The sequence below is a fragment of the Desulfobacter sp. genome (genome assembly GCA_028768545.1).
Taxonomy (GTDB): Bacteria; Desulfobacterota; Desulfobacteria; order Desulfobacterales; family Desulfobacteraceae; genus Desulfobacter.
The window spans coordinates 3,089,201-3,103,536 of sequence record CP054838.1 but is presented as its reverse complement, the minus strand read 5'-3'; the positions used below and the strand labels follow the sequence as shown (position 1 = coordinate 3,103,536).

14 protein-coding genes are annotated in these 14,336 nt (G+C 45.1%); 1 reads left to right on the top strand and 13 read right to left on the bottom strand.

Features of this window, described 5'->3' with window-relative positions; all coding sequences use genetic code 11:
• Positions 1–61: 61 nt before the first annotated feature.
• The 9 genes from HUN05_15085 to HUN05_15045 form a co-directional block, all read right to left on the bottom strand.
• Positions 62–520 (bottom strand): regulatory protein RecX, encoded by a 459-nt coding sequence (locus tag HUN05_15085; protein ID WDP86284.1) that lies wholly within the window; start codon positions 518–520, stop codon positions 62–64.
• Positions 513–1,295, bottom strand: a complete 783-nt coding sequence (locus HUN05_15080; GenBank protein WDP86283.1) for a hypothetical protein — start codon at positions 1,293–1,295, stop codon at positions 513–515. Before HUN05_15080 ends, HUN05_15085 begins: the two co-directional genes overlap by 8 nt.
• Positions 1,282–4,554 carry an AsmA-like C-terminal domain-containing protein gene (locus tag HUN05_15075; protein WDP86282.1) on the bottom strand — a complete coding sequence of 1,091 codons (3,273 nt, stop codon included), beginning with the start codon at positions 4,552–4,554 and terminating at the stop codon, positions 1,282–1,284. The genes HUN05_15080 and HUN05_15075 overlap by 14 nt, the downstream gene beginning before the upstream one ends.
• A gap of 53 nt (positions 4,555–4,607) precedes the next feature.
• A complete protein-coding gene (locus HUN05_15070; protein ID WDP86281.1) occupies positions 4,608–4,889 on the bottom strand; it encodes a peptidylprolyl isomerase in 282 nt (93 codons plus the stop codon).
• Between the two features lie 38 nt (positions 4,890–4,927).
• On the bottom strand, positions 4,928–6,985 hold the full coding sequence (locus HUN05_15065; protein WDP86280.1) for a carboxy terminal-processing peptidase: 2,058 nt from the start codon (positions 6,983–6,985) through the stop codon (positions 4,928–4,930).
• A complete protein-coding gene (gene ylqF / locus HUN05_15060; protein WDP86279.1) occupies positions 6,969–7,823 on the bottom strand; it encodes a ribosome biogenesis GTPase YlqF in 855 nt (284 codons plus the stop codon). The genes HUN05_15065 and ylqF overlap by 17 nt, the downstream gene beginning before the upstream one ends.
• Positions 7,823–8,059 (bottom strand): hypothetical protein, encoded by a 237-nt coding sequence (locus HUN05_15055; protein ID WDP86278.1) that lies wholly within the window; start codon positions 8,057–8,059, stop codon positions 7,823–7,825. The genes ylqF and HUN05_15055 overlap by 1 nt, the downstream gene beginning before the upstream one ends.
• A gap of 8 nt (positions 8,060–8,067) precedes the next feature.
• Positions 8,068–8,832, bottom strand: coding sequence for an inositol monophosphatase (locus HUN05_15050; GenBank protein ID WDP86277.1), 765 nt, complete (start codon positions 8,830–8,832; stop codon positions 8,068–8,070).
• Positions 8,833–8,973: 141 nt separating this feature from the next.
• Positions 8,974–10,092, bottom strand: coding sequence for an ISAs1 family transposase (locus HUN05_15045; GenBank protein WDP86276.1), 1,119 nt, complete (start codon positions 10,090–10,092; stop codon positions 8,974–8,976).
• Positions 10,093–10,515: 423 nt separating this feature from the next.
• On the opposite strand from HUN05_15045, the gene HUN05_15040 reads away from it, so the two are divergent.
• Positions 10,516–11,613 carry a transglycosylase SLT domain-containing protein gene (locus HUN05_15040; protein ID WDP86275.1) on the top strand — a complete coding sequence of 366 codons (1,098 nt, stop codon included), beginning with the start codon at positions 10,516–10,518 and terminating at the stop codon, positions 11,611–11,613.
• Here the strand turns inward: HUN05_15040 and HUN05_15035 are convergent.
• From HUN05_15035 to HUN05_15020, 4 genes are all read right to left on the bottom strand, one after another.
• On the bottom strand, positions 11,610–11,762 hold the full coding sequence (locus HUN05_15035) for a hypothetical protein (GenBank protein WDP86274.1): 153 nt from the start codon (positions 11,760–11,762) through the stop codon (positions 11,610–11,612). The genes HUN05_15040 and HUN05_15035 overlap by 4 nt on opposite strands.
• Before the next feature lie 52 nt (positions 11,763–11,814).
• Positions 11,815–12,588, bottom strand: a complete 774-nt coding sequence (locus HUN05_15030; GenBank protein WDP88086.1) for a SidJ-related pseudokinase — start codon at positions 12,586–12,588, stop codon at positions 11,815–11,817.
• Complete coding sequence (locus HUN05_15025) at positions 12,589–13,302, bottom strand: hypothetical protein (protein WDP86273.1); 714 nt, start codon at positions 13,300–13,302, stop codon at positions 12,589–12,591.
• Positions 13,303–13,389: 87 nt separating this feature from the next.
• Positions 13,390–14,325 carry a hypothetical protein gene (locus HUN05_15020; protein ID WDP86272.1) on the bottom strand — a complete coding sequence of 312 codons (936 nt, stop codon included), beginning with the start codon at positions 14,323–14,325 and terminating at the stop codon, positions 13,390–13,392.
• Between the last annotated feature and the right edge of the window lie 11 nt (positions 14,326–14,336).

The following is a 14,336-nucleotide window of genomic DNA, read 5'->3' as shown; positions in this document are numbered from 1 at the left end:
TAATGATAAAATTAGGAAAATAAAGTAATATATTGGTGAAATTTTTTCCTAAAATGAGAATTTATTTATTCTTTAGGAACCGTTGCCAGGCTGCCTGGCAGACGCCATGGTCAAAGCCTCTGTACCGAAGATAATTCATGAGTTTTTTCTTACAGGCATCCTGATCCAGGTGCTGCCATTGGCTCTGCTTTCGGTCCACAGCATTAAAGGCAAGTTGAGTATTGTCCAGTGAGCTGAGCAGTTCGTCTGCAATAGAGGGGGCCACACCTTTGCACGAGAGCTCATATCCCAGCGCAAAGGTTGATTTGGGCTTGAATCTGATTCGGTTGTCAATAAATTGGCGGGCAAAGGCTTTGTCATCCAGATAGTTTAATTCAACCAACCGCTGAACAACCTCTTCTGTGACCATGGGTTCAACCCCCTTGGAAGAGAGAACTAATTTGATTTCAAATATGGTTTTGGCACGCCTGGACAGATTTCTTAAGGCCAGGTTGAATGCCTTTGAATAGGGGTCATTCATGATTGTTAAATAGATTTTGTAAGGTAAATTTTTTCCAGCAAAGGGTGAGTCTTGCAAGTTCCTCTTGGGTGGCTGTTTTTCGTATGGAATGATGGGTGGTCAGCCCTGAATCTGAAAAAATCATTCGAATTCGGCTTGAGATTTTATCTTTGAATAATCCTTCTTTTCTGTATATCACCTCACAGGTTACCGGGGTATATTCAAAACAATAGGGATCAGGCAAGGATTCCACAGCCCACCTGAGATAGACCCGGTTATTTACGTGCTGGTTCAGGTCAAGATCAATAAATTGAACCGGAAAAATAGCCTCATGCTGGTATTCACCAAAATCGTCTTTGGGTTTTATCAATTCTGCGGGCTCGGCCGTATCCTGCATTAATATCTCAGGCATATAGGGCTTGAGCCTGACCGGTTTACCATTTGATGCCTTGGTCAGTATCCATATACTCTCTGCGGTCACCAGAGGCGGTTTGGAATTTATCCCCATGGAAAAACCGCGGATTTCGTACAGATTTTTCCATGGGGCCCGCCAGGTACTCAGGGTCAGGGGAGCCAGCCAGGGGATCTGGTCATGGATATTAATTTTATACTGGGCCACCACCCATTTAAGCTGTTTTTTGGCCATATCAAAGCCTGAGATGCCCAGGGTGTGGCATTGCTGTGAGGCTGCATCCTGAAACGCATTGAGCAGCCAGTCTACCTTGACCCTGCCGTTGGCATTTACAGCTGAGTAGGGCAGGTCCAGGTGGCAGGAAAAAATATTATTTTTGGTCATTCTTTTTTGTTCCTTCAATGAGCCTGACAGGCGCCTTGATCAGATCTCCGAAAAGGTTGACAAGTCCTTTACCGACAGCCGATGGATGAAGCGGGATGACCTTGGGGTCTGAGATTTTTCCCGATGCTTTTGCCGGAAAGGAGACCAGGCGCCCGCTCAAAATGGTGTTTACCACCGGGATATGCTGGATAATGGTATCTATGGTTTTAAATGGCGCCACTAAAATGGTCAGGTCCAGTTTATCCTTTAAAGGATCAATCCACCCGCTGGCAATGATGGCCATATTATCGGCGTCAATATAGGCTTTTTTAATATGGATGATACTATCTTTTACTTCGGCTTTAAGGGTTAGGGTTTTGTATCCGAATCCGAGCTGCTGCAGATACGTATCACCCAAAACATTTAACACGGACAATACCCGGGATAAGATCGTGGCCTTGAATATCCGTCCGGATTCGGCCTTAAAGTCTATTGTGCCGTTTTGACGGGCGGTGATAAGATGAGCATCGGCTTTGCCGGATAATTTGCCGTTAAAGCGATAACTGCCCTCAATGACACTCTGGGTGCCAAACAGGCAACCTAGCATCAGGGAAATATCTTCCTTTTCATTGGAAATGATTTCAAAATCGCTGGCAATTTCAGAGGTGTTGTGAAAGATATCCACATATCCCTTGGTGATCAGGCTGCATAATTGGGCATGACGGATTTGAACTTTTGTTTTTTCAGGGTCAAAGGAAATATCGGCATTTACCCCATGAAAGGTTTTTTCTTTATAAATCAGGGCGTCCGCCTTAACCCTCATATTTTTATGGGAGATCAGGGCACGGTTTTTTGTCGTGTTTTTTTTCTTTTTGGAATCGGTCTTCCGACCTTCGCCCATCAGGGCGTCAAGGTTGATCTGCCGGGCTGTGGCATAAAGGTTTTTTTCAGGATCCATTGAAAGGTTGAAGGGGTTTTTCCCTGTCAGGGATAATAGCTTTTGAAAAAGAAAAGACCCGGGCACCAGGCATTTTTCAAGGCTCTTTGTGTTAAGGGTTCCATCAAATGTGAAGATGGGCTGTTTGGGATTCGGGTTAACAATGATTGTGGCGTTGCTGGTCTCTTTGTCTTTCATCCTCACAAGGGAAGGCACCAAATCGGAGAGGGATTCGCCTGTGAAATCAATATAAATTTCAGGTCCGCCCGGACTTGAAACTCCGGCGTGGAAAAAATCTTTGCCCCTGTTTTTTTTGATGCTCCCCTTGATGAGTTGAAGGGGCAGGGCCACGCTTGAGAGAGCCTTTGGGTCAATCCTCATGTCCAGCCATGAGATATCCGTGATTTTAGCGGTGCCCAAGGAAACGTTGAGATTGTCCTGGTCGGTTTGAAATTGTCCTGAAAGATTTTCAATGGAAAAATCTTTATTTTGAAATTTAACACAAATCTCACTGCCTGACCCTTGGATATCAAACTGCCATTGGTCCGGACTGAACATGGGGCCTTCCATGGTCATCTGGTCCACAATCAGGGTTCCGTCAAGCGCCTGTGCAGGAGAGACAAGGTCCATTATAGAGGGTTGTTTTTTGATCCATGGCATGAACTGGGCTATATTCAGCCGGGCATTTGCATTTTTTATTGTTAAAACAGGGGCCTGTTCAAGATTGGTTATTTTTGCAAAAAGGTCTTTTATGGGGCTTGTTCCCAATTGGCCTTTTATGTTTGAAATGACGATGCTTTCAGGTTCATAGTGGAATTGACCCGTGTCAATACGGATGGGCAGAGGAACCCGGCGGTACCTGGCCCGGGCATTAATATTTTTTGCCCAGACCCTGACCTTTAACGGGGTGTTGTTTTCAGGCATTTCCAGCTCTAAAACCGCATCGGCACGACCCTGGACCTGGGAAACCTGTTCAAGTTCCTTGGCAAGCTGGGTGCCGGGCAAAAGGGAAATAAGGGTTTGGGGCAGTTCATCAAGGCCAGTGTTTAATTGAAATCTGCCCTTGAACGGGACGATATCATCCTGGCGAAGATCAATGTCAAGGGTCCCGCTGTCTAGGCGTGTTGACCCTATTTTACCCGTTGGATTTTCTATGTGCAAAATTCCTTTGTCAACCCTTGCCCTGCCAAAAACCGTGTCAACAATCAGGGGGACTTCAGGTATTTTTACAATTGCAGATTCCGCATTTCCGTCCAGCTCAAGGTTGTTACCGTCAAACAGCTTCAAAAGGCTTTGGGCTTTGAATCCGACAACAATTTCTTTTGCCGTCCCCCCCCTGAGAATGTCAAACAGGATATCAATCACCTGGTTTCCCTTGAGCAGGTCCAGGTAGACCTCTCGTGCCTGACCAATATCAATATCCTTGCCCTTAAAGGTCACAGCTGTTTTTTTATCGTTTTGATTGTCTGAAAAATCAATGGATACACGGGCTTTGGGATAGGTGATCACGGCCGGCTCAAGCGCGGCGGTCATATGATCCTTTGACAGGGAAAATCCAATGTTGAGGTCTTCTGCTGCCAGGGCCGGACCCTGGCCAGACAGGGTGATTTGGGGACGGTTCAGTCTGATTTTGCCTGACAGGGTGTTGTCCCGGTCAAGGCTGAGAGTTAAAAAAATATCCTGAACCCTGATTCTTTGGACCTGATCGTTCATGGACAGGTCAAATGACGATATCTGGTCTTTTTTAAGATCCACCTCTTTTATTCTGGCGTTGAATTTTAGGGATCGATTATCTTTAAAGACCTGAAATCGTGCATCCATCAAGGCGAAATAATCTGTCTGCGCCTGGTTGATAATGATTTCAAGATCGTCCTGACTGTCCGGAAAAAGGGTAAACAACCGCTCGATGGTCTGGTCGGGCATCTGCAGAGGCGTGTGGAAAAGATGGGATGGCCCGGATGGTTTAGAAGGGCTGGGCGTTTTCGGAGAATATTTAAGATCCGGGTTGTCCATAAGAATCTGGCTGACTGCAATTTTACGCTTGAGCAGCTGGCTCAGGTCAATTTTAACTTCCAATTGCTTTATGGCCAGGCTCATTTCCTGATTCAGGGGAATATCCAGATTTAAAAACCGGAGCCCCGGAAGGGGGGCGATGAAAAACTCAATGTCATCAGGCAAAACATCAATCTGGGAAATTTTTTTAATTTCCCAGATTGATCGGGCTTTAACAGGGGGGGAGTTTAAAAAAGGTTCGATGACCAGAGGGGCGGCAATCAACAGGACAAGGATTAGCCCTGTGGTATAGACGGCAATCCGTTTTATGTTTTTTTTTTCAGGAGTCATGGGGCAGGTCGAAAAGCCCCCTGTCAGCAGTCTGCTCACAGGGGGAACAAAAATTAATCTTCCCGGCTGGTGATTTCGACAATGTGAAATCCAAAACTGGTTTTTACAGGGCCATGGGCCACGCCCACACTTTCATTAAACACCACTGTATCAAATTCAGGGACCATCTGCCCCGGGCCGAATTGTCCAAGGTTACCGCCTCTGGCTCCTGAAGGGCATTTCGAGTGTTGTTTTGCAAGCTGGGCAAAATCTTCTCCCCCATTTACTTTTTCGATCAGTTCCTTGCAAAAATCTTCATTGTCAACCAGGATATGCCTTGCGCTGGCTTTTGCCATGGATACGCTCCTTTTTAAATTTTTATGGGTTATTTTTTTTACCAATAATATCCCAGCTGCCGGGATAAGCGGATAAAATCGGCAGCAAGAAATTGGGTCTGTTCCATAAGGATTTCTTTGAACTCTTTGATTTTTGGATCAACATCCTTGAGAGAATCCAAAGGCTCTTTTCCTTTTTGGATTCTAAATTCATTTTCCAGGGCCAGTTCCCGGGCGGTTTGTTCAAGGTTCATCTTTTTGCGGTTTTCAAGATTCAAAGACAGCGCTTTTAAATCTGAAAAAGAGTTTGCCATATCAATTCTCTGTCTAAGGTAGGTCATGCCGGCAGCCTTGGTCGCCCTTATTTCATATTGTTCGGAAAGCAAAGCAAAGAGAGGCTGCAAAGGGTGATAGGCCTTGTAACGGGTTGAGAGAATTCTGTCCCAGAGCAGGGCTCCGTCCAAGGCACTTTCCCCGGTCTCTTTGACCTTATAAATTTTAGGAAACCAGATATCAGGCTCAACGCCTTTGTGCTGGGTGCTTTTGCCCGAAACACGGTAGAATTTAGCTGAGGTCAGTTTAAGCCGCCCATTGCCAAGGGGTTTGAGTTCCTGGACCGTGCCTTTTCCAAAACTGCGGGTACCCACAATGATGCCCCGGTGATAATCTTTGATGGCCCCTGCAAAGATTTCAGAGGCAGAGGCACTCATCCGGTTCATCAATACCACTAAGGGACCGGTATAGGCAATGGAGGGGTCCTGATCGTAGAGTCTGGAGATCCTGTGTTTGGTTTTAATCTGCACTGTGGGGCCGGATTTAAGAAAAAGGCCGGTCAGGTCATTGGCCTCTTTTAAAGATCCCCCCCCATTATCCCGCAGATCAACGATCAAACCGTCTATCTTTTCTTTTTTCAGTTCAAATAAAAGTTTTTCAACATCTCGGGTTGTGCTTTTATAGTTCTTTTCCCCGTTGTGATAGGCCTGGAAATCAATATAAAAATTGGGTACTTCGATTATGCCAAGCTTATAGGTGCGGTCGTTTAAGTCTATACTCACTGTCTTTTTCTGGGCAGATTGCTCTTCAAGCTTGACCTTGTCCCGCAGGATACTGATGGTCGCCGTGGCATTGGTCTTTTTGGCAGGGATGATTTTAAGCCGGACAAAGGTATTCTTTGGCCCCCGGATCAGCTTGACAACATCATCTATCCGCTGTCCGATGGTATCTTTGATTTCCCCTTTTTTACCCTGGCCCACCCCGATGATTTTGTCTCCGGGCATGAGCAGGTGGGATTTGTCGGCCGGGCCTTTGGGGATAAGGCGGACCACTTTTGTATATTCATATTCATTTTGAAGTACGGCACCGATTCCCTCAAGGGAAAGGCTCATCTGGATGTCAAAATCTTCTGATACCCTGGGAGGGAAATATTGGGTATGGGGATCAAAGCAGGCGGTTGCGGCATTCATGAAAATCTGGAATACATCCCTGGATTTTACCTGGTAAAGACGGTTCAACCGGTTTTTATATATTTTTTTAAGGGTGGTGGTGATCTCCTGGTTCTCTTTGTTGTCAATTTTCAAGGTGATGATATGGTTTTTGATTTCCTTTTTCCACAGGGCCAGAAGGTCTTGGGGTTCTGAAACAAAGGTCCTTGAATCAGGATCAATAACAAGGGTATCGTCCAGGGTCAGATCGATCTTATCTTCCCAGTCATCCACAATTGTGATGATATGGGTCAGCCGCTGGGATGCCCTGGCCTGGTAACGGTTAAAAATTTCAAAGGCAGGCCCTAAATCTCCTTTTTTTAAAAAAGTGTACATCAGGTATTTAAAGGGCTCAAATTCATCTAAGTCTGCCTGGGTCAACAGATGGCGACTGGGGTCCAGATGTTTGATATACCGGTCAAATACCTGGGCAGACATGGTCTTATCCATTTTTTTTCCGGTAAAATGGGTGCTCTCAAGGGCCTTGATAATGGCCCGGCACTGGCTGGATTGTGCGGGCAGAGGCGCAAGAGATGTGACGGCGCTCAAACAGGGCTGAACAAAAAGCCCTGTTAAAACAACTATAATAAACAGGGCTAACCCGTATCTATATACAGATTTAATGGCTGATTTCATTGGCTGATTCAATGTCCTTTGGAGTTTCTAAACTGATCTGTCCGATTTTGCCGGACCGAAGATCCCGGACCATAAGTTCGGATGCTTTTTGGTAGTTTATAATTCCCCCTTTTTTCAAACATCCCCGAAATCGGCCAACGGACTCGATGAGTTCCTGGGAGTCTTTGGGAAGGGTATCCAGAAACGGGTACCGGGTCATAAGATTTTCAGGATACCGTTCAAGAAGAAGGGTGCCTGCAAAAAAAGCGATTTCATGGTAATCAACGGCAGCATCTGAAATAGCCCCGGATGCTGCAAGGGCCAAGGCTCGCTCTTTGGGCTCAATCACCGGCCATAAAATTCCCGGTGTATCATAAATATCAATATTGTTCTTTAGGCTGGTTCTCTGCTGATGCCTTGTAATTGCTGGTACATTACCGGTTTTGGCCACTTTTTTTCCTGCCAGGGAATTTAAAATGGTGGATTTTCCGGTATTGGGAATTCCGACCACCATGACCTTGGCTTTCCTGGCCTTGTTCCGCACCACCTGGTCAACACATTGGCCCAAAGCTTTTTCTGCCTGACTGGCCTGGGTGCCGCAGGTGGCAATGGCCCTGATATTTTGTTCTGATTTAAAATACTCAAGCCAGTCCTGGGTAACCTTGGGGTCTGCAAGATCTGTTTTATTGAGTACCTTAAGCCATGCCTTTCCCTGTCCAAGGCGAGTAACAAAAGGGTTTGCACTGGATATAGGCAGCCTTGCGTCCAGGATTTCTAAAATGGCATCCACTTTGGAAATGCTGTTTTTAAGCTGGTTTTTCGTTTCCAGCATATGGCCGGGAAACCATTGAATCGTCATTATTTTATTTTTGGTCTTTCTTTAAGGTCATTGAGTTTTTGTACAGGCCCTTGTTGTTTACTCTCTTTTTGGAAAAAATAAAGATAGGTAAAGATGAGGGCAATAATCATGGATCCGATAAATCCGGATATGGTCAGGCTGATGATATACCCCCACACTGTCAGGTTGTTTATATACCCCCAGGCAGCACCGCCGGCAATACTTAAAAGAAAAATGATGGTGAAAATAATATTCATAAATTCTTTTATTCTTTAAGACAATTTAATAATTGGGGGTGCAGCAGTCCATTGGCCGCAGCAATGCCCTGTTGGGGGAAATTGGTTTTTCCTGAAAAATCAGTGACCGTACCGCCGGCCTCTTTTAGGATAAGCGCGCCTGCGGCAATGTCATAGAGGTTGAGGTTCATCTCCCAGAATCCGTCCACACGACCGCAGGCGGTATAACACAGATCCATGGCAGCTGATCCGTACCTGCGGATATCCCTAAGTTTGGGCACGATTTTGTTGAAATAGCCCAGGTTGTTTTTTTTCAGGTCCGACCTGAGGCAGGCAAACCCTGTGGCCATGACGGCCTGGTTCATCTCTTTTGTGGCTGACACCTTGATGGGAGCATCGTTTAAAAAGGCACCTTTTCCCTTTTCACCGTAAAAGAGCTGGTCAAATACAGGGGCATATACGGCCCCGAGGATGAGCTGTCCGTTTTTTTCTACACCGATGCTCACAGCATAAAAAGGCTGGTTGTGAACAAAAGAGGTGGTACCGTCTATGGGATCGATGATCCACCGATACGGGCTGTCCTGATTGCTGGAACCGGTTTCCTCTCCTAAAATGCCGTGGCCCGGGTATGCGGATTGGATCTCACGTATAATAAATTGTTCCACTTTTTGATCAATCGCTGTGACAATATTTTTGGGGGATTTAAATTTCAGATCGCTTGGACAAAGTGCTGTCTGATCCTTTAAGCAGATTTGACCGGCATTTTGGGCCAGTCTTTTTATAAATGATATCAATATGAATTCACTTTTTTAATATTTTAATCAAGTTTATTATTATGACATATCCTCAGGAGTTTGAAAAGGTTGGACCTTAAAACTTCAGGGCTCACGCATGTAAATATTGTAAAGTGCCTATAGTTTTGATTGGTTCAAGTATCATCCAAACATAACTTCCTCCAGATATTTGATATCCATAGCAGCATTCAACCTTTTGGTTTTTACACTCCCTTTAAATGTCTTATTGTTCCGTAATAAATTTAATGCAATGTGCCGAATCGCTGCAAAATTCTCAGGAGAGTTCCCCTTTCTGACTCTGCTTTCGTCTTCACGGAACGCAATATCCAATACCCAATGCACTGAATTTTCAATTCCCCAATGCCTCCTGACAGCATTACCAAAAATATTGGGGTCGCTATCCAGGCTCGATATATAATATCGCTTTTCATGACTGATCTGGCCGTCCATTTCCCGGGTGGATTCAATCATTCCAATACTTTTCAAACCTTTCCAACTTTTTTTATCTTCAAACCAATCAATATCAGAGGTTATCACAGCCCTGCGCGTTTCGACTCGACCGTGCCCTCCGTCAACACTGGTCTGTTCATTAAACTGGTACCCCTGATTTTTCATTTCTTCCATTTTATTGAAAAAAAGTACCGCTTCATCATGCAAGGTTTTATGATTTTCTTTCAGGGCAAGGACATAGTCACACCCTTTGTTTATTATGGTTTCAGCGATTTTCTTTTGAGTGCCCATGGCATCAATGGTTATAATGCAGCCCGAGATATCTAAAAGTTTTAAAAGATTTGGAATGGCCGTAATTTCATTTGATTTTTCTTCGGTTTTTAATTGCCCTAAAACCACTTTATTAGACGAAGCCCACGCACTGATCATATGAATGGCTTTCTTATCATTGGAGGTATCGTGTGAACGCCTTAGAGTTTTGCCGTCGATTGCAATGACTTGACCTTTGGTCATCTTTGCAACCGACTGAACCCAGTGCATAAAACTGCTCTGAAATTCATTCGGGTTCATCCTTTCAAAAATTCTGCCAAAGGTGTCATGGGAGGGTATCCCATGGGGAAGGCTTAGAAATTTTGACAACCACCTTTTTCTCTTTTTGCCAAAGTTTTCAATTTGCTCATAAGTGTCTGCGCCAGCAACTACCGCACAAATTGCGATGATGACGACATCAATTAAATTATGAAGCTTATTGTGGTGTCTGGGGTCCTGAATATTGTCAAAAAAAGTTTCAAGAGATTTTTTTTCGTTCATTGGCAACTCCTTGTGTTTATTGCCATATATATCGTATCTGTGCAGCGATGTCTAGGAAAATTTTGTTCGATGCTCATATACTATAACAAGCCAGGAGAGCCAGGCTGGGATAGGGTGAAGGGGGTGGAGTGGCGTAAATGAGCGGCCCGCCAGGACGGCATAGGTCCGATCATTTCCGCTTCTTAAGCGGTCAGGACGACCGCTTAAGATTTAACGGAATCCCCCTCACCTATTCCAGCCGGGTAAGGACGAATCTTAATAAAAGTTACATGCGATGACCCTGCTTAAAACTTTAGCTTTGGTTTTCTTGTTTTGTGTTGAAATGGAATTGATGCCCCCATTCTTGATTTTTAAGAGGGATGATGGCATGATTCTCAGACAATGAACAATGCATTGATTTTAAAATTAGGGAGAAAATTTTCAATGAGTTATTTTAGGGCCATTGGTGGGATCCTGGCCCTCCTGGCAATGGCTTCCCCCCTTTTGGCCAAAGAAAGGGTGACCCAGGCAATTGTGAGGACCCACATCCCCCAGTTGAGTCAAATTACAAGGTTTACAGGGGATATCCGTCTTTGCGGCCTGAAAATCCCGTATGAAGATGCCCAGGTAAGAGAACGCCTTGAAAAAGAGGTCATGCTTGCCGCATGGAACAGGCCCCAGGTCCTTTTATGGCTCAAACGATCTCAGAGATATTTTTTTCACATTGAAAAAATTCTCAAACAGGAAAATCTGCCCCAGGACTTAAAGTATGTGCCTGTTGTGGAAAGTGCTCTAAGGCCCCACAGCCGCTCCGGCAAGGGGGCTGTGGGGTATTGGCAGTTTCTCAAGAGTACGGGAACCCGGTATGGGCTTCGGATAGATAAGCGGGTGGATGAGCGCCGCAACCTTTTTAAATCCACCCGGGCGGCCTGTCTTTATCTAAAAAAACTTCACCAGGAGTTTGGTTCTTATTTTTTGGCCCTTGCAGCCTATAACATGGGCGAATTCGGTCTGGATACGGGAATCCAAGCCCAGGGAACCAGAGATTTTTTTTCCCTTTATCTGCCTTTGGAAACCCAGCGGTATCTGCTCAAGATCGTTGCTGCCAAATTGATTATTGAAAATCCCGAGGCCTATGGATTTCATTTAATGCCCCAGGATCTATACCCAGTGTTTAGTTTTTCAAAGATTAATTTTTCCTTGAACCGTGAAGTACCCCTGTCTTTGATCGCCAGATCTGCCGGCATATCCTTTAAAACCTTGAAAGATTATAACCCTGAAATCCGGGGATACTATCTGGAGGGAAAAGACTCATCAGTGCTGGTGCCCAAGGAGAAAGAAAAAGGATTTAAGCAAAATTTTACAATTTTGCGCAAGGCCTGGGAAAAAAAAGTAACGATGAAATTTCATGTGGTCATGCCGGGGGAGAGTCTCATCAAGATTGCAAAGGAATACAAGATGCCGCTGGCTGCCCTGCTTCGGTTGAATAAATTTTCATATCAAAAGGTGATTCATCCGGGAGACAGGCTGCGGGTTCGTTAATTTACCGGTTTAACAGATTCTTTCTTTGATTTTTGCTGTTTTTTTAGGCAGATTTTGTCATCCCGAATAATGGCGCACAGCTTTGGATTGTGAAGTTCTTTACAGGTGGCATGGTTGTAGAGCGGGCATTCAGGATGTTGTTTGGACATGTCGGTTCCTTATGTATTGTCTACCCAGTTGCGTGAATATACCTCAATTTACTCAGGCTTTCCACTTGTTTTCATTGAGAAAACAGGTGGAAACCAATATTGCGGAAAATCTGAACAAGGCGTCAATGAGTTCGGGAACGGATATGGCCTGGTTAAATCCGCCCAGATGGGGACCTGTCTCAAGGACAATATCTTGTTTGCCTTTTAAGGGAGGCGTACTAATGCCTCGTTGCTTTAAAAATTGGGAAAAATAGGTCTGGCTCATTTGGTTCTGGTCATGAACCCTTAATACCTCTTCCATGTCTTTGTCTTTTCCCATGACCTGAATAAGTGCCTCTACCAATTCAAAAGAGCAAAGGTCAAATTCAGGAGCCATTGATTTATTTGCAAGACCTTTAAAATAGGCCTTGCACACTCCGGACAGGAGTTCAATAAATAATGGGGGTGAAAACAAATCCCTTGTGTCCAGAGGCAGCTGATGTTCATCTTTGCCCCTTCGGTCGGGGGCTTTGTTTCTGAAATAACTGCCGATGACCAGGGTAAAGCTCAAGAGATGCTCTCCAATATAATGCCGAAGCTTCTGGCTGTTGTTCATTTGAACCAGGTGTTCAAAATCCCTGGGACCCGAGGCGCCAAAATTAGGGAATTGACAGGAGTCCAGCCATTGATCAAGTCTTCCTCCATGCTCCCAGAGATACGCACCGTTATCGTTTCTTCTTAGCTGCTGAGCCCTGTTGTGAAACAAGGGGATCAGGGCGGTATGGAAAACGCCTCTTCCGGACAGGGCCCCGAGCAGTCTTGCATTTTTAAAAAAGATCGCCTTGATTTACTCTTCAGACCATTTTTGAGTTTTGTCATTGGGATAGTCAAAATACCCGTCACAGGGGACAAAGGCAATGCAGATTTTTTTTTCAATGGTTTCAGGTCCGCCCGGGGGAAGGGGCGTTATGAGTTTGAACAAACGTTTTTTTTTTAATTTTATGGGCAAGGGCACCTTAAAGGATTCATCCGGGCACAGGGTATGGGACCCCAGAAAATCCATCCATTGGCTTTCCTGGGAAAGCGCCTTGATATTGTCCTGGGAGGTGTCAAATTTTACTACGCCCATGACCTGTGTACGAGACAGAATCATAAGGCTACGGCCTTTCCAGGCATAGGATAGTTCCCGGTCTTTTGTTACAAAATTTTCTATCTCTTTAAGCTCGATTTCAAGGGAGTCTAAAGACAGATCCCATGAGAAAAAAGGCGCTGAAAATTCAAGGGAGAGTTTGCCCAAGGCCTGTCCAATTGCCCGAAGCCGTTTGCCCCGGCATCCGGGCAGAAGGGCCACAAGCCTTTGAATAATATCGGCACCCCATTTGTTTTGAGCCTTCTCTGCCAGGCAAACCAGTGCCTCAGAGGCTTCTGAATATAAAAAAAAGACCTGTTTTTGGTTGTCAAAGGGGCTAAATTCAATGACATGTACCAGGGCATCTATGGTTGGATGAGTTATGGTGTCCGGATACTTGTGGATATGGGAGGCCAGATATTTGACCCCCATATAAGCTGCAGTAAAATCCTTGCAATGGCTGACCAGCTGATTTTCCGTATGACGCCGGCCAGTTTCATTGAAAGCCGTCATTCGGCGCTATTGGCTGAGATTTTGTTCTGAAATGGACCCTGTTTTGTCAGAAACGGGCAGGGGAGGCAGGCTTGACGGCTGGCCAGATTTCTGAGGCGGTGTTTGGGTCTCAGAAGGCTTGTCCACAGGTGTTGTTCGGGCTGATGGTCCGGCTGTCATACTTGCCTTTAACTCTTTGATTGTTTTTTCAAAAGAAAGGCGGGCCTTGGCCATCTCTTTTTCCATGGAGATTTGAGTGTCCTGTTTCAGGGTTTTAATTTTTTTGTCCATTAACCCGGTCTGCTTGAAAAGTTGGGCGATCTGCTGCTCATAGGAGGAGAGTTCAAGCAGTCTTGCATCAAATTCTTCTTTAAAAAGCTGGATCTCATCTTTAATCTTTTGGGCACTGGACTTAAAACGGTCGTTGTTGTCCTTGATCTGAGCGTGGAGCTGGCCGTTGATTTTCTTCATTTGAGCCAAGGTGGCCTTGTCCTGTCCTGAATTGGTTTTGATCCGTTTTTCAAGTTTAGCCATTGCCTTGTTCACGGCTGCAAGATCGGCCTTGGCCGAGGACATTTTTGCGGCCTGGTTTTCAAGGGCCTGGCTCTTTTTTTCAACCAGAACCAGTTTTTCATCCAGTTCAAATTTGGCCTTTGCAATCCGGACATCCAAAGCATTGAGTTTTGTTTCCAGATCCCTGGCCACTTTTGCCATCTGACTGCCCTTGGACTGATCCACATCCACGACCCGTTCTTTCATGTCAATATAGGCAAAGACCAATACGGCAATGATGATGCAGGGAAGGATGATTGAAATTATGGTAATCCGCTGGGACAGTTTTTCAATCTTCAGGGTGTTGATTTCCTGGTGATAGATTGACCCCTGCATGTCCGGGGATGTATTTTCTTCTTCCGGGAGACGGGATATATCACTGCGAAAGTCTCCAAGGCTTTTGTCATCCATTTAAATTTAGA

Coding starts and splice junctions, on each gene's coding strand:
- HUN05_15085 (WDP86284.1), bottom strand. CDS start 520: ATGAATGACCCCTATTCAAAGGCATTCAACCTGGCCTTAAGAAATCTG.
- HUN05_15080 (WDP86283.1), bottom strand. CDS start 1,295: ATGACCAAAAATAATATTTTTTCCTGCCACCTGGACCTGCCCTACTCA.
- HUN05_15075 (WDP86282.1), bottom strand. CDS start 4,554: ATGACTCCTGAAAAAAAAAACATAAAACGGATTGCCGTCTATACCACA.
- HUN05_15070 (WDP86281.1), bottom strand. CDS start 4,889: ATGGCAAAAGCCAGCGCAAGGCATATCCTGGTTGACAATGAAGATTTT.
- HUN05_15065 (WDP86280.1), bottom strand. CDS start 6,985: ATGAAATCAGCCATTAAATCTGTATATAGATACGGGTTAGCCCTGTTT.
- ylqF (WDP86279.1), bottom strand. CDS start 7,823: ATGACGATTCAATGGTTTCCCGGCCATATGCTGGAAACGAAAAACCAG.
- HUN05_15055 (WDP86278.1), bottom strand. CDS start 8,059: ATGAATATTATTTTCACCATCATTTTTCTTTTAAGTATTGCCGGCGGT.
- HUN05_15045 (WDP86276.1), bottom strand. CDS start 10,092: ATGAACGAAAAAAAATCTCTTGAAACTTTTTTTGACAATATTCAGGAC.
- HUN05_15040 (WDP86275.1), top strand. CDS start 10,516: ATGAGTTATTTTAGGGCCATTGGTGGGATCCTGGCCCTCCTGGCAATG.
- HUN05_15035 (WDP86274.1), bottom strand. CDS start 11,762: ATGTCCAAACAACATCCTGAATGCCCGCTCTACAACCATGCCACCTGT.
- HUN05_15025 (WDP86273.1), bottom strand. CDS start 13,302: ATGGGGGTCAAATATCTGGCCTCCCATATCCACAAGTATCCGGACACC.
- HUN05_15020 (WDP86272.1), bottom strand. CDS start 14,325: ATGGATGACAAAAGCCTTGGAGACTTTCGCAGTGATATATCCCGTCTC.